Source organism: Bacillus capparidis (genome assembly GCF_017832095.1).
GTDB lineage: Bacteria > Bacillota > Bacilli > Bacillales > Bacillaceae > Bacillus > Bacillus gobiensis.
Map to the genome: position 1 here is coordinate 16,896 of NZ_JAFDST010000010.1, position 19,135 is coordinate 36,030.

Genomic DNA, 19,135 nt, shown 5'->3' on the forward strand with positions numbered 1-19,135 from the left:
ATCCTATCACTTTATATCTTCTCCTGCAAAGAAGAAGTACCCGAATTCACATATTCATCATAATTCTATGCAAGAAAGAGAATAATATAAGCGAAATATAAGGCTACAATACTGATAACAATCAGCATCGTTTCTGCAATCCCGCCTCCCGGCTTTTTCGTTTTCTGTTTTTTTGCCATCCGATTTGGGTTGCTGCTTCTTTGGGAACGGACACGAGTTGTTCTGCTATTTCCGCTTCCTTGTGTATAGCTCTGCTGCCGTACTACCCGGTTTGTCCCCTTTTGCCCGGCAGACAGCAGCCCGTTTCTCATCTCATCAGCCGATAAGTAGCTGCCGCTCAGCGCAGATTGCAGCACGTGTTTGTATCTGTTTAAGTACGTGTTTTTTTCGATGACGGAGAAAAGCTGTTCCTTTGGATGTTCACTCTTCTTAAACTTTTGTGTCACTACGCAATTAATCATTATCATAGCTACAGCAAACAAATCGTATGTAGGTTCGGCTTTTCGGCTTCCAAAACCCCAATAGCCCCTATCAAAGAACTCGGTATATTCTTTTATCGCTCTGCCTTGCTTTGTCGTGCCTCCAACGTCAATGCACCTGATTTTTGCTGGAGGACCTGCAACGATGAGATTTTCAGGCTTCAGATCACCAAAAATCCAGCCTTCCTGATGAAGGAAGGATAAATCGGTTAACAGCTGAATCATCAAAACAGTGATCCATTCCTCACCCCTTTTCTGCACATAATCTTGCAAAAGAGGGCCTTGGACATATTCCATTGCGTAAAAGGAAATCGTTTGCTTGGCAGAACCGCAAACCGTGTCGTCTGCATCAAACAAAGAAGGCCCCATCGCTTTAGAGCGGGCCTTTGAGAAAGCTTTTAATACATTAACTTCTGATGTGATCGACATCGTGTCGTCGCTTACCTTTAAGGCCACTTGCCCTCTAGCCGAAACAGCGAGGTATACCACACCGTTTGCTCCCTTTCCAAGCTGCTTAATGATTCTATACGTATTTTGATTCCATTTCCCTTTTAAGCTATCACCTGGCTTAAAGCTACATGCCAAATCCATCGAGGCTGCTTTCTTCATTGCTCAGCATGCTCCTTCTTGAGCGATTCGAGCCAAAATATGAAATCGCTTCTCGTATGGCGGGACCTGTCGGCGTAATGCCTCCAGTAGACAATTTCGCGAAAATTGGCGAAAGAGAGTCGAGCTTTGGTGTCCAATCCATGACTCGTTCCACCTCCTGCTTTTTCCCGGGAAATACAAACATCGCAAATTCATTATCTCCTATTCTTGAATTCAAACTGATAGACAAATCAAATAACGCTTCCTTTACGGTTTGCAGCTTAGGACCCATACTAGCGCTCGTATCGACAAGTACCAGCACCCTCAGATGGATTGTTTCCCCTAACTCATCAACTACGTCCATAACTTCACCGCGTTTCTCTGGGGGAAGCTCTTCCAATTCCGTTTGCTTGCCAAGGATTTGTTTAAGCTCGTTATTGACCACACCTTTCAACGTTTGGTTCATTGCTTTCTGGGTAACCATTTGTACCGTTTGTGACAACTCTGCGGCATAAACGGTTTGATTAACGCCTCCTCCGGCAAGCGCAATTCCTTCCACTTCATCCAAAGCTTTTTCGTCTTTGCTATGCTCTTCCATAATTCCGATAACATTCACTGTAATCCCCTGTTCATTCGCCAGAGCAGCCATTGCAATGGGGTCTTCACCTTGATTCGAGCAGCCGTCGGTAATAAGCAGGATTTGATTTAAATGACCAACTTTCACTTTTATTCCTCCTGGTAGCGTAATCTTTTAATTACAAACATCATCTCCAGAAGGATTTCGAATTATACGGTGGTTTTAGGAAATCTCTTGTTTTCTTTGATAATGGGACGGCACCGGAATAGAAGTCCATTTCGGCGTATTGTGTTCAATTCGTGTAACCACGACCGTCATATCATCTTCTATTTTTCCTGATCTCGTTCGAATGACCTCCTCCATAATAAGATCGGCGATTTCCTGAGGCTCCTCTGTTTTTATTCCTTTTATCTTCCGTTTCATCCATAGGTCGTGGTTTTCTACATGCTTTGGACCTTCAAAAATCCCATCACTCATCATGATTAACAAATCCCCTGCCTTTAATTGCTGCGTGACGACCTCCACGTCGAACTCATTAATAATGCCGATTGGAAGATTGCTTGCCTGAACCTTTAAGATCTGTTCTCCCCTTTTGATAAAGCTTGGCGAAGATCCTACCTTTAGAAATTTACATGTTGCATCTTGTAAATCAATCACGGATAAATCAAGGGTCGAATAGATTTCATCCGTTGTGCGCAAAGATAAAATGCTATTAATCGTTTTTATCGCAACCTTTTCATCAATTCCCGATTCAAGGATTTTTTCCAGCAGCTTAATGGTTTCGTTGCTTTCAAAATTTGCCCTCGCGCCATTCCCCATTCCGTCACTAATGGCAGCGGCAAATTTACCGACACCGAGTTCCATCATGCTGAAGCTGTCCCCGGAAATAAGTCCGCCTCCTTTAGCTGCATGTGCCACTCCGGTGAAAACGCGGAACGATTTCGACGAACCAAATGCAACATGGCAGAATCCATTAGGATGTCCGGCGCACTTTTCTCCTTTTACGACAATTTGTTCTTCCAGAATGTCTGAAAGCATCGGAGCAATGATCTTTTCACACTCTCCATGGCCGTTGCAATAGGGGATAAACATTTCAATATCTATGTTCCCCTGCTCTAGGCTGTAAATCTCAACCTGCTGAATTTCGATACCAAAATTCTGCAGGGCATCTCTTATTTGCTCCTCCTGTTGAAAATGCTGCTCCCGTTCTCTTTTTATTTCCCGAGAAAAGTCTTCCATAACCTGGGAAACACCAAGCAACTGTTCAGCAACGAGCCTCCTTGAATCCTGAACCTGTTTTTTAAGTGTTTCGTTTGCCTTTTGAAGCTTTAGTTCATCCTCGATCAATTCCTCCAGCTGCTTCGATTTTGAGCAGTGCTGCTGAAACTCTTTTTTCAGCTTTCGATTTTTTTGATACGTTTTTTCTTCTGTTTCCTGCATAACCGCCTTCATCAAATCATATGTTTTATCAAAGTTCTGTACCCAGCAGCGGTTTTTCTTATAGCACGTCTGGCAGGAGTGCTCTGTAATCGTACTTAAAAAGTTATCCGTTTCTATCTGTTCTTTTTTCTCATCGGTTACTGTGTGATGAAACGCTGCGAAGCTTTCAGAAAGCGCTTGAAATACACTTGAAAACTGATCGACCTTATGTGCCGTTACATCCCGGATTTTTCTGGCGTATTGCTGCTGCTCCTGTCCATGCTCGACTGTTCCCGGGATATACTTGGCCACCCTTTTCGTAAATCGTTTGGGAGTCAGCAAAAATAGGAAGATGGCAATCAACGATTCATACAATGTAGTCGCCAGAGCTGCTGATCCTTCACCATATAAGGAAATTAAGAGAGAACCAATCAATAGCCCGACGGCTGCACCTGCTTTTCTGCCTTCTTTCAATAAGCCTCCGAGCAACCCTGAGAATGCAAGCAGGCTAATCTGATAAAGATTTCCGACATTTGCAAGTCCAAGGATAAGGCCTGTTACGACGCCTACGGTACAACCAATACTTGCCCCTCCAATATAGGCGAAGGTTAAAACACTGTAACGCGATAAAATGTGCTCGGTCTGCAAACCGTAAAACGAGATGCCCGCCAATCCAGTTAACACGGAGGCGACCAATATCATAAAACAGATGATTTCTTCCACTTTAAGCGACTGCTTCATTTTCGAAACGGTAAATATGGGTAAGCTTTGGAGAAAAATAAGCGTTAAAATAAAGGACAGGCCCGCTTCCACAAGCGCCATAACATAATCGTATGCAGAAAATGCACCAGAGCCTGTATACACAAAAATACTTCGAGTTAACGCCATGGAGAAAAACACAATTAGAGGGAGTGTCTTGATTCGATCATCGTAAATGAAAGAAATGAGCTTTGATAAAAGCAGAAAGATGATCATCGAGGACATCACAAATAATGAGTTTTGAGGCGAGATCGTTAGTGCACCAGCAAGCAATGACAGGCAGGCAAGCACAGATTTGTCTCTTTTCATTACGATCATCGCTCCGTAAAACGGCAGCGCAAATGGAAGAACCTCAGACAAAATGAAGGCTCGTCCCAATAGAAAACCAATGATGACATATATAAAGCCTTTATAAAAAAAGAACGAATGCAAATGATGAAACAGACCATTTACCCGCTTTTGCAACCATCCATAAAGCTTTTCCATCCCTAAGCCTGAATCATTAATACTCCGCTCTATCTTTTCCATTCTTTCATCCCCCCGAATAACAAATCTTGCTTGTCATTATAGCGAAAGAATAAAAAGGAATTTGTCAAAACAAGGATGCAAAATAAAGAACTCTTCGACGTGATATGTAGCCAGCTATAAAGACTCTTGGTAAGTCGAGTTATTTCTTCTTCATTTGATAAAAAATGGCGATGAAAACAAAAAAAAACGGTCCCGAAATTGGAACCGATTTTCCTATGATGACCCGTACGGGATTCGAACCCGTGTTACCGCCGTGAAAGGGCGGTGTCTTAACCGCTTGACCAACGGGCCGTGCATTTTTAATATATGGTAGCGGCGGAGGGGATCGAACCCCCGACCTCACGGGTATGAACCGTACGCTCTAGCCAGCTGAGCTACACCGCCATAAAAACTAGAAAAGGCACAAGAACTATAATACAAAGGTTTTAGATACCCGTCAATACCCAATTCATAGTTTTAATTTTCAGATATCTATGGGGGGGGCAAAAAAATATAAATAAAAGCATCCGTTGGTATTAAGACGGATGCTAAAGATGTATATATAGAAAGCAGCTCGTTATCCTCTTCTTGCTCCGCGTCCTCCGCGTTTGGATTCCGTGTTGCGTTTCAGGGACGATAAGCGATCTTCACTATCTTTAAGAAACTTGTTCATTTTTTGTTCGAATGTTTCCTTTGTGCGAAAATCATTTCTTGGTCTAGCTTGTGGACGGTCTTTTGCTTTTTTGATTGACAGACCTATTTTTCCATCCTTCTCAACATTAATGACTTTCACTTCAACCTGATCACCGACTTTTAAGTGCTCATTAATATCCTTAACATAATTATCGGCTACCTCACTGATATGAACAAGACCTGTTGAGCCTCCGGGCAATTCAACAAACGCTCCGAAATTTGTAATACCTGTTACTTTCCCTTGCAACTTGCTGCCAACTTCGATGGACATAAAAAAAGTGCTCCTCCTTAGACTTGTTAGAAAGCCTGTTTTCATAATTGAAAAACACATGGCTTTCATATGCATCGGAAAAATCTTTTTCCGAAAACAAAATCAATCATTTTATTAATTATACATAATAAAAAATTTATGTGTCAACAAGGCTATTTGTTCTCTTCATCTATTTTAAAAATGGTTTCATTGTCCTTGGACAAATAATAATCTTTTCTAGCAAGATCTAAGACATAATCCTCATCGTGAAGATTTATGATTTCTTCTTTTAGATCTGCTTTCTTTCCTTTGATCTCCTTCAATTCCCTAGCAAGCTTTTCTTTCTTTGCTTCATTTGCATTTAAAGCGGACGATTGTGAATAGATGGAGCTGGCTATAAGAACAGCTGCTAAAAGCACTAAAATACCGAAAGCGGTAAGCCGTCTGTATAAACCGCGTCTCCTTCGTTTGTAGTGCTGTTGTTTCAATTCCATTTGTTCTTTATAGTCATTTTGTAATTGGGTAATATTTCTTTTTCTCGAGGGATTCATTTCGACGGCCTCCTTCCTTTTTTTTACAGTTACTTCTTATCTTTTTTCATGGATAACAATAATTTCTTTCCTTTTTCCATAATTCCTGCTGATTTTATAAAAAACCTTTTGATAATTTCCTGAAAACGCTTCGGAAGCAGTTTCTTAAACAGGAAGAAAAATGGAAACAACAAAAAAGAGATAATTTTATACAAGAAAATGAAAATAAACTTCAGTACATCAAGAATGCGATAAATTAGAAAGAGAAGTACAGCAATTGCAAATTGGATGATTCCGAATACAGGCTTTATTAACAGAATCCGCACTGTTTTTAATAAAAATTGAAAAATCGAATTGACCAGGCGGATACACCATCGAATAGTTGTTACATACATTCGCTTAAACAGACTCTGGTATGTCGCAAATCCCAGCAGAACAGCGAGAAAAATATAGATCCTCAGCTCACCTTTATTTATGAGAAGCAGCACATAAAAAAACAAGAATCCTTGGATGGCCCAAAACAGCAAATCATGAAAAATGAGAAGCCAATTCGCTGTTTTGCTGCGAATCACAAATATTCGGTAGGTATCAAGGGAAGCTCCCAGCCAAAGTCCCATGCCCGCCATGGATAGCATGGTGTAAAATTGGACCGATAGCGTCATTTAAACAACTTGCTAAAGAAGCCCTTAGCTTTTTCCCCATGCTGTTCATCCAAGTAAATCAAGTCAAAGACTTTCCCTTTAATTGAGACGATGCCCTTTTCAACGTCAAGGTTTTTCATTTGCAGATTTTCTCCCCTGACAGCCAGCATTCCCATGACGGTCTCTAAAAGAAACTCTTCACTGTCAAAGCTCTCTACTTGTTTTACTCCGGATATATCGAGACGCTTTCTCCCTCTCATAGTAACATCATGCTCAAAATCAGAAACCCCTTGTGAAGGGTTGTTCTGCTGATTGTAATATGAATTCATCCATCCATCCCCCATATCCATGCATTAGTTTTACGTTAGTGCATTCTATGAGGGAAAATGGCTGTTTAGAACAAGCCCCCCGCGCTCCCCTTACTCTCCTCCGAGCTTTTCTTCCTTAGTTATCGTATACATACCGGCTGCTTCTTCTTTTTTTGTTGTATCCTTCAGCTCATTCACGGTTACTGTGAGAAGCTTCTGCCCGAAGCGGATGACCATTTCGTCACCAGCTTTTACATCGGTGCTGGCCTTCGCTTGTATTCCATTGATTGATATTCTTCCCTGGTCTGCGACTTCCTTGGCGAGTGTTCGTCTTTTAATTAGTCTGGAAACCTTTAAAAATTTGTCCAGTCTCATGTTAATCTTCTCTCTCCTTTTGCTTCGCTTCGTCCCAAAGCTGATCCATTTCCTCAAGCGTGAGGTTTTCCAGCTTTTTTTCAGATTGATTCGTTTGTTTTTCTATATATGAAAATCGATTGTAAAATTTATGATTTGTCATCGCAAGGGCTTCTTCCGGTTCGATTTTATAAAATCGTCCGACGTTAATGAGAGCAAAAAGTATGTCACCAAATTCATCCTTCATTTTTCTTGTGTCAGATAACGACTCTGCCTCTCTTAAAAACTCTTTTACTTCTTCGTCGACCTTATCCCAGATGTCGCCGACGTCTTTCCAATCGAAGCCAGCTTTGGCCGCTTTTTTCTGAAGATGGTAAGCTCTCGATAAAGCCGGCAGCGTCTTCGGAACATGATCCAACAGCAGCTTCTCCTGATCTGGTTTTTCTTGTTTCTTTATGCTTTCCCAGTTTTCCAGAACCGCAGCCTCGTTATCAGCCGTCGTATCGCCAAACACATGAGGATGCCGTCTAATCATTTTCTCCGTAATGCCTTTAATCACATCATCGATTGAAAACCATCCCTCGTCTTCACCGATCTGAGCATGAAGCAGGACTTGGAGCATCACATCGCCCAACTCTTCAACGATATGTTCATCGTCTTCCTCATCAATCGCTTCGAGCAATTCATAGCATTCTTCGATCATATATGGCTTTAAAGACTGATGGGTCTGTTTCTTGTCCCACGGACAGCCACCTGGACCGCGCAACTCCTTAATGACTTTGCGAAACGATGAAAACTCTTGGTGGAGTATATGTTCCTCGCGTACCGGAGGAACATATACACTCGTCAAATTGCTAGTTTCCGCGACACGATCGAGTTCATACAGCGGTACATACCGAATGTCTTCATCCGTGCTGCCGGCTGCAGTAACCAAAGCGACCTTATAATCATCTGGAAGCTTTTCCATTAGTGAAAGCTTTACATTTGAGGCGGTAAGGCGGTCATATACCTGGCAAATGATCACGTGATGCCTTATCTGTAATTCATCCGGGCACAAGTCGCCCGCGTCAACAAGCTGAAAGCCTTCAATTGGGTCGATCGACAGAGCGTTAAAGGTGGCATCAAGAAAGCTTTGGCCTCCGTAGATTTCTATCCGCAGCGACTCGGTTTCTTTTTCAAGCAGCAGCTGGACAGATTTTTCTGCGACAAGCGGGTGGCCGGGAACGGCGTACACAACCTCCTTGTCTTTCGCCTCAGCCAGCAATGTCTCACAAATTTCAATATAAACATCGTCAAAATTTTCATGTTTTTTATAGACATTGTCAAAAGACATCCACGTCGAATGCTCTTTTTCCAATTCCTTTACTACGGGGTGGTCAAAAGTTCTTACATAGACCGTTTCTGCGTCGGTTAAGCGCTTGTAAACACCGAGGGGCATTTGATCCAAGTCGCCCGCGCCAAGCCCAATTACTGAAATTTTACCTGCCACCTTCATTCGCCTCCTTTTGCTTTTCTATTTTTTTTGCTAACGGTACACGGCTTAGCTCATCATCGGCAAAGACCTTTAACTTATAGATGCTATAAAGAAAAGCACATCCGCCAATACCGAGTGCTGACAAGCTTTCAATCACTGCCATCCCCCTGTCTTCACCCGGAAAGACCCATTCAAATAGAAACGTATAGACAATTAATATGAGACACATGGTAAGTGCAGAAGCTAAGAGCGCCAACAAAGGATATTCCTTAAAACTCAGCCAGCCCTTTTCTCTCATACGATAAAGATTGAGACCGGCGACACAAGCAAATGAACCAACGGTTGCCAGTGCCGCTCCATTTATACCAAGCGCCGGGATGAAAAGGTAGTTGAACAAAAGCTTCAGAGCCATTCCGATAAGGACCGCCACAGCAGGGAATACAGGCTTCCCAAGCCCTTGAAAAACAGCGGTAGACGTTAAGGCCAAGGAAGCAAATAGAATGGACAAGCTAAAGATTTGCAGGACGCCCGTACCCTCACTATTTTCAAACAGCATGATATTTACAGGCTTTAAAATACATATTAATCCTGCGGAGGCTCCTGCTCCAATCACTGCGCAAGCCTTCAGAGACAAGCGGATTTTCTTTCTCACTTCTTCTGTATTCGTTTTGTTTTTCGCAGCTGCGGCTAGCGTGGGAACGAGCGCAATCGCTATGCTTGTCGCAAAAACGCCTCCCAATTGGAGGAGAGGCTGGCCGCGGTCATACACTCCTTTTAACGTCTTCGCTTCCATGACCTGTTTCCCGTTTTCCGTAAGGAGTGCATAGACATTAAGCGCATCAATTAATTGTACAAAGATCAAAAGCAGGCTGCTCGTGCAGATTGTAAATGTATAAACGATCAGCTCTTTTACAATTGCGGAGGTGCTAATTGATTCTTTCCGTTTTTGCCGGTGGAAACGATCTTTTTTTCTGAAATAGAAAACAAGTACAGCAAATGCAGCTATCCCGCCAATGAGAGAGCCCGATACAGCCCCTGCTGCTGCATCATATAAGGAATGTCCATTTGCAATAAGCCAGTAAGAAAAAAGAATGATTACTAGTACCCTGATAAATTGTTCACTTATTTGTGATATCGCGGTAGGAAGCATATCTTGACTTCCTTGAAAAAAGCCTCTTATGTAAGCTATAAAGGGAAAAAGCAAAAAAGGAAACGCCGAAATTCTTAACGCTGAGGCAAGCCTTGGATCAGCCATTCCGTAAGCAATTCTGTCAGCACCGAAAAATAGGACTGAAAAAAAGATCATGCCGAGCACTGCCATATACAGAAACGAGACGGACAGCACCTTTGCCCTGTTATTTTCCCCAAAATGGTCTACAAGCTTAGACAAAATCACCGGAAAAGCAGAGGAAGCAAACATTGCAGAAATCCCTAAAAAAGGATATACCTGTTGATAAATATAATACCCGATATCTCCCGCAATATTTTGAAAAGGAATTCGATAGGCTGCACCCAGAATTTTTGAAGCCAGACCGGCTATCGTTAAAAGTAACGCACCTTGTAACAACCAATGTTTCTTAGCGGAGACACGATCATTCATTCGTGAACACTTCCAAGCAATTGAATTGGCCTCTAGAATACGAGGCAAGCTGATTATACCATACAACGGAAACCTGGCCTCATCAATAAAATAGGGTTTTATAAAGATTCGACGAAGCAGGAATACGACAGCATAGCCTTGAAATCGCGGCCCTTGCTTCGGATCATGCAGGAAAAAAATGAACAGCCCGAAAATGGGCTGTTCAACTTATCGTTTGCTATATTGCCTTATCCTAAAATCGGATATTTTCTCTCCCCCACTTAATTTAGGGGACTTAATGCCGAGTTAAGCATGCGTCTTAAAAAATAAGATATTAATGCTCCATTTGTCGGGCTAAAAACCCGGCAGCTGTTTCTGCAGCTTTGTGCTCCACATCTCCTATAGATTGTTCTTTGCTATAAATGACTACAGCTCCAATCGGATCTCCATTGGCTACAATAGGAGCAACGGTATAGGAGGCCAATTCCTCATCAATTCCGTCAATCAGCTGAAAGTTTTTCGATTCTTTCGAAATCATGGAGCTTCTATGGTCCATCGCTTTTTCGATCTCGCCGCTAACCGATTTATTTAAATAATCTTTTTTAGAGCTACCTGATACAGCTATAAATGCATCACGGTCACAGATTAAAACGGAATGGCCCAGACTATCATACAGAGCGTCTGCATATTCTTTTGCAAAGTCACCGAGTTCACTAATCGGAGAGTATTTCTTTAAGATGACCTCTCCATCTCGATCGACAAAAATTTCTAAAGGATCTCCTTCTCTTATTCGCAAGGTTCTGCGAATTTCCTTCGGGATGACAACACGTCCCAAATCATCAATACGTCGAACAATACCAGTTGCTTTCATATTCATGCTGCCTCTCTTTCATGTGATGAGTTATGGTGGAATCACATGTCACGCTTTATGCAACAATCACCATGATTTGAAAATAGTATCCTTCACATAAAAAGGGAATATACACTTTATTGCAATATTTTTTCCATCTATCTCGCAATAACGGGCAGTAACACAGTGGGGACGCATTGTACCAGGATAATTTACTTAGACGTCCTCTTGCCACGCTTCACCAGCAGTCTAAACCCCACTGATTAAGGTTCACTTTATGAGGAAGCAATGGTTTGCTTTTTGACGTTTTTCAATCCTTTGATGATTTTGATCGTTTTTTCGATTGAAACCTCAGGCTCATCACCTTTTGTTTGTATGGAGATTTTCAGCTTCTTGCCTTCCATTCCCAACCCGATTTGCCTTCCAAATTGGGTGCTAAGCTGGAATAATTTATGGCCATCAATTTTAGCGCTTGCACCCTCTTCAATCATGATTTTAATAGCATCCTTCTCTTGCTTAATCGTCTCAATCCGCTCTTCTTTTGCGTAAATTTTCATTTCAGATATAGCGAAAAGGTACTCAACCTCTTTTGGATACTCGCCAAAGCGGTCGATCATTTCATCCTTCAATTCATTGACATCCTCTTCGGATGAAATTGCCCTGAACCGTTTATACATATCAATTTTTTGTTTCCCGTCGGAAATATAGCTCTCCGGAATATAAGCATCCGCATCTAGGTCTATTTCCGTTTCAAAGAGATCCCTTGATGTGGTATCCCCTTTTCTTTCTTCAATTGCTTCCTTCAGCATTTGAGAATACAAATCAAAGCCTACTGAGTCGATAAAGCCATGCTGCTGAGCACCAAGGAGGTTTCCTGCGCCTCTAATCGTTAAATCTCTCATTGCAATTTTGAAGCCCGATCCAAGCTCGGTGAATTCTTTGATGGCTTGCAGCCTCTTTTCAGCAACCTCTGTTAATACCTTGTCTTTCCGGTAGGTAAAATACGAATAAGCGACACGATTCGACCGGCCGACACGTCCCCTTAACTGATAAAGCTGGGAAAGTCCCATTTTATCGCCGTCAAAAACGATCAATGTATTGACATTAGGAATGTCTACTCCTGTTTCGATAATTGTTGTGCTGACCAGAACGTCCGTCTGCCCATCGAGAAAATTCAACATGACTGCTTCCAGTTCATTTTCTGTCATTCGTCCGTGGGCAAAGGCTATCTTTGCGTCAGGGACCAGCATCGATAGTTCCTCGGTTTTTCTTTCAATGTCTTCTACACGATTATATAGGAAGTACACCTGGCCGCCTCGCGCCATTTCCCTTTCAATGGCTTCCTTCACAAGTGCCCCGTTATATTCGACCACATAGGTTTGAACAGGAAACCGGTTTTCCGGAGGCGTTTCAATCACGGAAAGATCACGGACTCCGAGCATCGACATATGAAGAGTACGCGGGATTGGCGTCGCTGTCAGGGTTAACACATCTACGTTGGCCTTCATTTGTTTAATTTTTTCTTTATGGGTCACGCCGAACCGCTGCTCTTCATCAATGATTAAGAGCCCTAGATCTTTGTAAACAATGTCCTTTGATAATAGCCGATGGGTTCCAATCACGATATCGATTGTCCCGTTTTTCAGCCCTTTGGTGGTTTGATTGAGTTCTTTTCTGGTGCGAAACCTGCTTAACAACCCGATGCTTACCGGATAATCCTGAAATCTCTCCTGAATCGTTTCAAAATGCTGCTGGGCAAGAATAGTCGTCGGTACTAAAATCGCAACCTGTTTGCCGTCAGCAATCGCTTTAAATGCTGCTCGGATCGCAACTTCCGTTTTTCCGTAGCCAACATCTCCGCAAAGGAGGCGGTCCATCGGACGTTCCCGCTCCATATCCTTCTTAATTTCATTGATCGATCGAAGCTGATCGTCTGTTTCTTGATAAGGGAAAGCTGCTTCAAACTCCCTTTGCATTTCGTGATCTGGCGAAAAGGCATAGCCCTTGCTCGCTTCTCTTTCGGCATAAAGCTTAATTAAATCATCCGCAATATCCTGAACAGAAGATTCAACTTTTTTCTTTACCCGTTTCCAATCACTTCCCCCGAGCTTATACAGCTTCGGCTCTTTGCCCTCGGAACCTACATACTTTTGCACGAGGTCAATCTGGTCAACAGGCACGTAAAGCTTATCGCTCCCCTGATAATGCAGATTCAGATAATCCTTGTGAACGCCGTTTATCGTAAGCGTCTCAATCCCTAAATATTTGCCTATTCCGTGGTTGACGTGGACAACATAGTCGCCTACCTGCAGCTCAGAATAGCTTTTTATCCGTTCGGCATTCGTCATTTTTTGCTTACGAGGCTGTTTTTTCACTCTTTTTTTGAATAACTCTTCCTCAGTAATCACCGCAAGCTTTAACAATGGGAGCTCGAATCCGGATTGCAGATCCCCCTCAATTATGTAGGACTGCCCGTGAACGAGCTTAGTGTGATGGTCAGTCTCAGCAGCCTCTATTTCATAATCGTTCAGGACAGAAGCAAGCTTCGAAACCCGATCCTTGCCGGCTCCTAAAAACACGATCGTATATTTTGATTTTTTATACCGTTCCAATTCTGTGGTAAGCACATTCATCTGCCCGTAAAAGCTTTGCATTTGCTTGCACGAGACGTTCACGATATTTTGCGGGCTTGTGTTGTGCACATGCCTTAAAAATAGGGAGTAGTATAACATAGGCCGCTTTTTCTTTGACAGCAGGGATTGAAAAGGAAAAGAAAGAGTGAGATCGTGAAGAATTTTCCCTTCCTCCAACAAGCTGGTTGTCCATTCTGCCTCTTCTTTTTTAAGCTGTTCTTCCATTTCATAGATTCGGCTGATTTCGTCTAAAAGAACAAGCGTATTATCAGGAGTGTAATCTAGCAAACTAGCAGGAGAGTCGTAAAAATACGACAGGTACTTCATCATTTCCTGATCGACATCGCCGTTTAACAGCCTTTCTTTATCCGCACTGATATTTGCGTGCAAGCTCTCCTTATGCTTATCAAGCTGCAATTTTTTCAGACTGTCGCTTAGGCCTTCATCGATTTTTTCGATTGCGCGATCCAATTCGCTCTTCCCAACAATCAGCTCCTTAGCAGGGCCAATTTTCACCTGCTTTAATTGATTAAGAGAGCGCTGGTCATCACTGTTAAACGAACGGATACTATCTACTTCCGTATCAAACAGCTCGATCCTGACCGGGTGATCCTCTGTTAATAAATAAATATCGATGATTCCGCCTCTTATGCTGAAATCACCTGGTGCTGACACAAGATCCGTCCGTTCATACCCGAGTTTTACAAGGTACTCTGCAAATTTCTGCGGCTCAATCTCGTCGCCGAGAGAAATGGATTTCTGGCAGCTTTTCCAAAGACTCGCTGGTGGAAGCATTCTTCTTACCGCCGCTACTGGAGCGACGATTACCGGAGCCTCTCCTTCTACAAGCTTATTCAGCACGTCGAGCCGCTGCGCCCTAAGCTCAGGGCTTGCAACGGCAATTTCAGCGGAAATAAGTTCATTGACCGGGTATAAAAGCACCTGCCTGTTCGTAATGAGACCGGATAAATCCTCTGCTACTTTCTGCGCTTGATACAGATTATGGGTAATAAAAAATAAAGGTCTCGATTCCTTATATGAAAGGGCGGATGTAAACAAAGAACGGGCGGAACCCGATAAGCCCGCCAGCATTTGCTCTGTCAAACCCTCTTTTAGCCCTGTTACAATAGATTTAAAGTCATCACTTTCTTGAATAAACGATCGAATATTTTCCATGGGGCCCTCCTCATTGGCTTCCATAACAGAAAAATGCCTTGGTCTTAACGACACCAAAGCTCATTTTATTGAATAAAATTTCCATATTGATGATAGTCGGGATTACGCTCAAGTGCTTCTTGGCAATCCTCGCAAATCGTTTTAACGTGAAGATCACCGTTACCTCTATAAGAAATCATATCGTTTCTTTCCTCATTTGTTAAGTGATTAAAGCCTAATTTTTCACTTTCTACATTTGAAAGTTGCAGCGTGCCGACTTTTACCCCGCAGTGACGGCAGTGATAATGCACAGCCATAATAAAGCCCCCAGCCTGAAGTTTTTCTTCTATTATGGTCGCTGCAATCTCATTTTATACCTAAGCGTTGAATTTATTCATCACTTCCAGAAACGGATGTGACAGCGAAGCTTCACAAGCTTTAACAGCCATAGATACCACCTCTTCTGTCTCATTTAATTCATCACTGGTGAATTTCCCTAATACATAGTCGACCACCTTCATGCCGCCTTGTGGCCGTCCGATTCCGAGCCGGATACGATTGAATTCTTGGGTGCCGAGATGCTGGATTAACGATTTGATTCCGTTATGTCCGCCGGCACTTCCTTTCATCCGTAAGCGGATTTTCCCCAGCGGAAGATCTAAATCATCATAGATTACCGTTAACTGGCTGATTGGTGCGTCATAATAATCAAGAAGCGGTCTCACGCACTCTCCTGATAAATTCATATATGTAAGAGGTTTGACGAGCAGAACCTTTTCTCCGGAAACAATCCCCGTACCGATTTGTCCGTTAAATTTTGCTTTCGTCATTGCGATGTCCCATTCTCTTGCCAATTGGTCAATGGCGATAAAGCCAATATTATGTCTTGTTGAATCATAATTTTTCCCTGGGTTTCCGAGTCCCGCAAACACATGCATAAAAAAATCCTCCTTTACACGATTAGTACGCTTTTATGAAGAAAGAGCATACTAAAAGACGCCACGTGCATGCAAAGACGCGTGACATTTCGTATAAATCTATATTTATTATCCCGCAATGCGACAGCTTTGAAGCTTGTAATCGATCATTCAGCCAGCGGAAAATAGGCTGAAATTACAACACTACTGATTGAAGATTCATTTTATCCCGTATTAACGGGCAGTAAGACCCTCACTGATTGAAGTTTCACTTTATTTTTGCCAAGTTCTCTTTATTCTAGCATAAAAGACGCAACCCCGGGAGGATTACGTCTTTGTGTATTTACTCTTCTTTATTTTCTTCTTCTTTTTCTCCAATGACTTCCGGTTCAGCAGCTTCATCTTCTGATTCTTCAAGTTCTTCAGCTGCTTGCGGAGGAAGAATGGAGGCAACTACTTCATCACTGTCATGATTGAAGGTATAGTCAGCCGCAGCCTTTAACTCTCCAATCGTTATTACTTCATTCATCTCCAGAGCGGATATATCGACTTCGATTGTTTGAGGAATGCTTTTCGGCTTCGCTTTAATTGACAGCTCATACAAAGGCTGCTGAAGAACTCCTCCGTCTTTCACGCCTTGTGCTTCTCCTTGAAGTGAGACAGGAACATCGACATCAATCTCAGCCCCCATATCGACCACATGGAAATCCGCATGCAGCAGCTCGTCTTTTATCGGATCTGTTTGTAATTCGTAAACCATTACTGACTGTTTTTTGCCGTCAACTTCTAATGTAATGATTGTGTTTTTCCCTTCATCACGAAGAGTTTTTAATAGAGCTATGCTGTCAAGATATACGGGTTGGCTGTCTGTATTTTTTCCGTAAATCACGCCAAGCACATTTCCTTCTTGCCGAATTTTCCGATTGGAAGATCGATTCAATTCTAAGCGTTTTTTTGCTTTAATAGTAGCCATACATTCACAATCCTTTCGTTATGTTTATCTTTACCCTATAACGAAAGAATGTAAACATTCTGGTGAAAATTAATCAAATAAAAAACTTACCGACTGGGCTTCATGAACACGGATAATTGCTTCAGCAAGCAAAGGCGCTACGGAAAGCTGTTTTATTTTATTAATTTTCTTCTCTTCTGCAAGCTCAATTGAATTCGTCACGACTAGCTCTTTTATCTTTGAATTTCCAATCCGATCAATCGCAGGTCCCGACAAAACAGGGTGTGTACAGCATGCATAAACTTCCGACGCACCGTTTTCAACCAATGCATTTGCCGCAAGCGTGATCGTGCCTGCCGTATCAATAATATCATCAATTAAAATCGCCGTTTTCCCTTCAATTTGACCGACGATATTCATAACCTCTACTTCGTTTGGTCTAGGGCGGCGTTTATCGATAATCGCGATCGGAGCCTTCAACCGCTCAGCAAGCTTTCTGGCTCGTGTTACACCGCCGTGGTCAGGCGAAACGATAACCACATCATTCAAGTTTTTGCTTTCGAAATAATCACCTAAGATTCGTACACCCATTAAGTGATCGATCAAAATATCGAAGAAGCCCTGAATTTGAGGAGCATGCAGATCTAAAGCGATTACTCTGGTCGCTCCGGCCGTTTCCAAAAGATTTGCAACCAGCTTAGCCGTAATCGGTTCACGGGCACGGGCTTTTCTATCCTGGCGGGCATATCCGTAATAAGGCATTACGATATTAATGGTTTTTGCTGACGCCCGTTTTAACGCATCCACCATAATAAGCATCTCCATAATATGCTCATTGACAGGTGCACTTGTAGATTGAATAATGTAGCAATCACAACCGCGGATACTTTCTTCTATGTTGATTTGAACCTCACCGTCGCTAAAACGGGTGACTGAACATTTCCCTAAATCGCAGCCGACATTTTCGGCAATTTCTTTTGCAAGCTCAGGATTTGAATTTAAAGAAAAAATCTTTAAACTGCCGTCCCTGTATTGTTTAGACATCGATAACCTCCGAAAAGCTTTTATTTTTTTCTCATTTTTTTGACATAATCTTCTTTATTGACTTGTCTTGCTCTGGCTATAGATAATGAATCCTCAGGAACGGTTTCTGTAATCGTTGAGCCTGCTGCAACATATGCACCTTTTTGTATGGTTACCGGCGCAACCAAATTAGAATTGCAGCCGATAAATACGCCGTCTTCAATCTTTGTTAAAAACTTGTTTTTACCATCATAATTGACCGTAATCGAGCCACAGCCCAGGTTGACATCTGTTCCTACCTCTGCGTCACCGACATAACTGAGATGGGATGCTTTGCTGCGGTCGCCAAACTGTGTTTTTTTGATTTCTACAAAATTGCCAATCTTCACGTCGTTTCCAATTGTAGAATCTGGGCGAATATGAGCGAACGGCCCAATCGATACATCGTTTCCTACCTCACTGCTGCTGACGACTGACTGTTTGATGACTGAACGGTCTCCGACTTTACAATTTTCAAGTTCACTGTTTGGACCGACCAGGCAATCCTCGCCAATGGCAACCTTTCCTTTAAGAATCGTTCCTGGATAGATCACTGTATCCCGCCCTATGACAGCTTCCGGAGAAATGTACGTGTTGTTAGGATCAATCAGGCTGACACCGTTTTGCATATGCCGCTTATTGATCCTCTGACGCATGTATTCCTCAGCCATCGATAGAGCAACTCTATCATTAACACCAAGAGTCTCCTTAAAATTCTCAGTTTGGTAAGCTGCAACGGATGAGCCTGCATTTTTTAGAATTTCAATGACGTCAGGGAGATAATATTCCCCTTGTACATTGTCATTAGAAACCTGCTCCAAGGCTTGAAATAAAGCTTCGTTATCAAAACAGTAGGTGCCTGTATTTATTTCTTGTACAAGGCGTTCCTCCGGTGTAGCATCTTTATGTTCAACAATTTTGCTAACTTCACCTTTTGCCCCGCGGATAATTCTACCGTATCCTGCAGGATCTTCCGCTAATGCGGTTAGCACAGTTGCTTTTGCATCTTGTTTTTTATGTTCAAGTAAGAGAGCCTCCATCGTTTCCGCCGTAATCAGCGGTGTATCTCCGCAAATCACTATGGTTGTGCCTTGTTCATTGGCAAGATGCTCCTTAGCCTGTTTAACGGCATGTGCTGTGCCTAACTGCTCATTTTGCAGAGCATATTCGCTTTTTGAACCGAGCTGCTTCCGTACTTCCTCTGCGCCATGTCCGACAATCGTCACAAGCTTTGACAATGATAGCTTAAGAGCTTCATCTGCAACATGCTCAACCATAGGCTTTCCGCACACAGGATGCAGTACTTTATACAACTTCGATTTCATTCTTGTCCCTTGACCTGCCGCTAAAACAACTGCAAAGCGCTTATCCATTCATTAGCCTCCAATACCTATTATCCATAGAAAAA

General features: G+C 42.5%; 17 protein-coding genes and 2 tRNA genes. All 19 read right to left on the bottom strand.

All coding sequences use genetic code 11. The features are described from left to right. Positions 1–65: 65 nt before the first annotated feature. The 19 genes from prkT to glmU all read right to left on the bottom strand — a co-directional run bounded on the left by prkT (position 66) and on the right by glmU (position 19,100). On the bottom strand, positions 66–1,088 hold the full coding sequence (gene prkT, locus JOC74_RS22715) for a serine/threonine protein kinase PrkT (RefSeq protein ID WP_053605124.1): 1,023 nt from the start codon (positions 1,086–1,088) through the stop codon (positions 66–68). Further along, positions 1,054–1,791 carry a vWA domain-containing protein gene (locus tag JOC74_RS22720; protein ID WP_053605123.1) on the bottom strand — a complete coding sequence of 246 codons (738 nt, stop codon included), beginning with the start codon at positions 1,789–1,791 and terminating at the stop codon, positions 1,054–1,056. Before JOC74_RS22720 ends, prkT begins: the two co-directional genes overlap by 35 nt. A gap of 75 nt (positions 1,792–1,866) precedes the next feature. After that, a complete protein-coding gene (spoIIE, locus tag JOC74_RS22725; protein ID WP_053605122.1) occupies positions 1,867–4,350 on the bottom strand; it encodes a stage II sporulation protein E in 2,484 nt (827 codons plus the stop codon). Positions 4,351–4,569: 219 nt separating this feature from the next. Next, positions 4,570–4,641: transfer RNA gene (locus JOC74_RS22730), tRNA-Glu, on the bottom strand. Positions 4,642–4,657: 16 nt separating this feature from the next. Continuing rightward, positions 4,658–4,734, bottom strand: a tRNA-Met gene (locus JOC74_RS22735). A gap of 172 nt (positions 4,735–4,906) precedes the next feature. Beyond that, positions 4,907–5,293, bottom strand: coding sequence for a S1 domain-containing RNA-binding protein (locus JOC74_RS22740; protein WP_053605121.1), 387 nt, complete (start codon positions 5,291–5,293; stop codon positions 4,907–4,909). A 152-nt stretch (positions 5,294–5,445) separates the two neighbouring features. Beyond that, a complete protein-coding gene (locus tag JOC74_RS22745; protein ID WP_053605120.1) occupies positions 5,446–5,823 on the bottom strand; it encodes an FtsB family cell division protein in 378 nt (125 codons plus the stop codon). A 29-nt stretch (positions 5,824–5,852) separates the two neighbouring features. Then, positions 5,853–6,464 carry a spore cortex biosynthesis protein YabQ gene (gene yabQ, locus JOC74_RS22750; RefSeq protein ID WP_053605119.1) on the bottom strand — a complete coding sequence of 204 codons (612 nt, stop codon included), beginning with the start codon at positions 6,462–6,464 and terminating at the stop codon, positions 5,853–5,855. Further along, positions 6,461–6,772 carry a sporulation protein YabP gene (gene yabP / locus JOC74_RS22755; RefSeq protein WP_053605118.1) on the bottom strand — a complete coding sequence of 104 codons (312 nt, stop codon included), beginning with the start codon at positions 6,770–6,772 and terminating at the stop codon, positions 6,461–6,463. The genes yabQ and yabP overlap by 4 nt, the downstream gene beginning before the upstream one ends. Before the next feature lie 90 nt (positions 6,773–6,862). After that, positions 6,863–7,126, bottom strand: coding sequence for an RNA-binding S4 domain-containing protein (locus JOC74_RS22760; protein ID WP_053605117.1), 264 nt, complete (start codon positions 7,124–7,126; stop codon positions 6,863–6,865). A gap of 1 nt (position 7,127) precedes the next feature. After that, positions 7,128–8,594 (bottom strand): bifunctional methyltransferase/pyrophosphohydrolase YabN, encoded by a 1,467-nt coding sequence (gene yabN / locus JOC74_RS22765; protein WP_053605116.1) that lies wholly within the window; start codon positions 8,592–8,594, stop codon positions 7,128–7,130. Then, positions 8,584–10,179, bottom strand: coding sequence for a putative polysaccharide biosynthesis protein (locus JOC74_RS22770; RefSeq protein ID WP_211086331.1), 1,596 nt, complete (start codon positions 10,177–10,179; stop codon positions 8,584–8,586). The genes yabN and JOC74_RS22770 overlap by 11 nt, the downstream gene beginning before the upstream one ends. A gap of 313 nt (positions 10,180–10,492) precedes the next feature. Then, positions 10,493–11,029: a stage V sporulation protein T gene (spoVT, locus tag JOC74_RS22775; protein WP_053606171.1), complete on the bottom strand. Its 537-nt coding sequence runs from the start codon at positions 11,027–11,029 to the stop codon at positions 10,493–10,495. Positions 11,030–11,283: 254 nt separating this feature from the next. Then, positions 11,284–14,817, bottom strand: a complete 3,534-nt coding sequence (gene mfd / locus JOC74_RS22780) for a transcription-repair coupling factor (RefSeq protein ID WP_053605114.1) — start codon at positions 14,815–14,817, stop codon at positions 11,284–11,286. 65 nt (positions 14,818–14,882) lie between these two features. Next, the gene (gene fin / locus JOC74_RS22785) at positions 14,883–15,113 is read right to left on the bottom strand and encodes an anti-sigma-F factor Fin (protein ID WP_053605113.1); all 231 of its coding nucleotides are present in this window, start codon (positions 15,111–15,113) and stop codon (positions 14,883–14,885) included. Between the two features lie 60 nt (positions 15,114–15,173). Continuing rightward, complete coding sequence (gene pth / locus JOC74_RS22790) at positions 15,174–15,734, bottom strand: aminoacyl-tRNA hydrolase (protein ID WP_053605112.1); 561 nt, start codon at positions 15,732–15,734, stop codon at positions 15,174–15,176. Positions 15,735–16,056: 322 nt separating this feature from the next. Further along, complete coding sequence (locus tag JOC74_RS22795) at positions 16,057–16,686, bottom strand: 50S ribosomal protein L25/general stress protein Ctc (protein WP_053605111.1); 630 nt, start codon at positions 16,684–16,686, stop codon at positions 16,057–16,059. A 69-nt stretch (positions 16,687–16,755) separates the two neighbouring features. Then, positions 16,756–17,709: a ribose-phosphate diphosphokinase gene (locus tag JOC74_RS22800; protein WP_053605110.1), complete on the bottom strand. Its 954-nt coding sequence runs from the start codon at positions 17,707–17,709 to the stop codon at positions 16,756–16,758. A 20-nt stretch (positions 17,710–17,729) separates the two neighbouring features. Next, positions 17,730–19,100, bottom strand: a complete 1,371-nt coding sequence (glmU, locus tag JOC74_RS22805) for a bifunctional UDP-N-acetylglucosamine diphosphorylase/glucosamine-1-phosphate N-acetyltransferase GlmU (RefSeq protein WP_211086332.1) — start codon at positions 19,098–19,100, stop codon at positions 17,730–17,732. Between the last annotated feature and the right edge of the window lie 35 nt (positions 19,101–19,135).

Excerpts from the sequence above, each read along its gene's own strand:
- JOC74_RS22795 (WP_053605111.1), bottom strand. The coding sequence starts at position 16,686 with ATGGCTACTATTAAAGCAAAAAAACGCTTAGAATTGAATCGATCTTCC.
- JOC74_RS22740 (WP_053605121.1), bottom strand. The coding sequence starts at position 5,293 with ATGTCCATCGAAGTTGGCAGCAAGTTGCAAGGGAAAGTAACAGGTATT.
- prkT (WP_053605124.1), bottom strand. The coding sequence starts at position 1,088 with ATGAAGAAAGCAGCCTCGATGGATTTGGCATGTAGCTTTAAGCCAGGT.
- spoIIE (WP_053605122.1), bottom strand. The coding sequence starts at position 4,350 with ATGGAAAAGATAGAGCGGAGTATTAATGATTCAGGCTTAGGGATGGAA.
- pth (WP_053605112.1), bottom strand. The coding sequence starts at position 15,734 with ATGCATGTGTTTGCGGGACTCGGAAACCCAGGGAAAAATTATGATTCA.
- yabP (WP_053605118.1), bottom strand. The coding sequence starts at position 6,772 with ATGAATTCATATTACAATCAGCAGAACAACCCTTCACAAGGGGTTTCT.
- JOC74_RS22745 (WP_053605120.1), bottom strand. The coding sequence starts at position 5,823 with ATGAATCCCTCGAGAAAAAGAAATATTACCCAATTACAAAATGACTAT.
- fin (WP_053605113.1), bottom strand. The coding sequence starts at position 15,113 with ATGGCTGTGCATTATCACTGCCGTCACTGCGGGGTAAAAGTCGGCACG.
- yabQ (WP_053605119.1), bottom strand. The coding sequence starts at position 6,464 with ATGACGCTATCGGTCCAATTTTACACCATGCTATCCATGGCGGGCATG.
- JOC74_RS22760 (WP_053605117.1), bottom strand. The coding sequence starts at position 7,126 with ATGAGACTGGACAAATTTTTAAAGGTTTCCAGACTAATTAAAAGACGA.
- JOC74_RS22800 (WP_053605110.1), bottom strand. The coding sequence starts at position 17,709 with ATGTCTAAACAATACAGGGACGGCAGTTTAAAGATTTTTTCTTTAAAT.
- mfd (WP_053605114.1), bottom strand. The coding sequence starts at position 14,817 with ATGGAAAATATTCGATCGTTTATTCAAGAAAGTGATGACTTTAAATCT.
- spoVT (WP_053606171.1), bottom strand. The coding sequence starts at position 11,029 with ATGAAAGCAACTGGTATTGTTCGACGTATTGATGATTTGGGACGTGTT.
- glmU (WP_211086332.1), bottom strand. The coding sequence starts at position 19,100 with ATGGATAAGCGCTTTGCAGTTGTTTTAGCGGCAGGTCAAGGGACAAGA.
- JOC74_RS22770 (WP_211086331.1), bottom strand. The coding sequence starts at position 10,179 with ATGAATGATCGTGTCTCCGCTAAGAAACATTGGTTGTTACAAGGTGCG.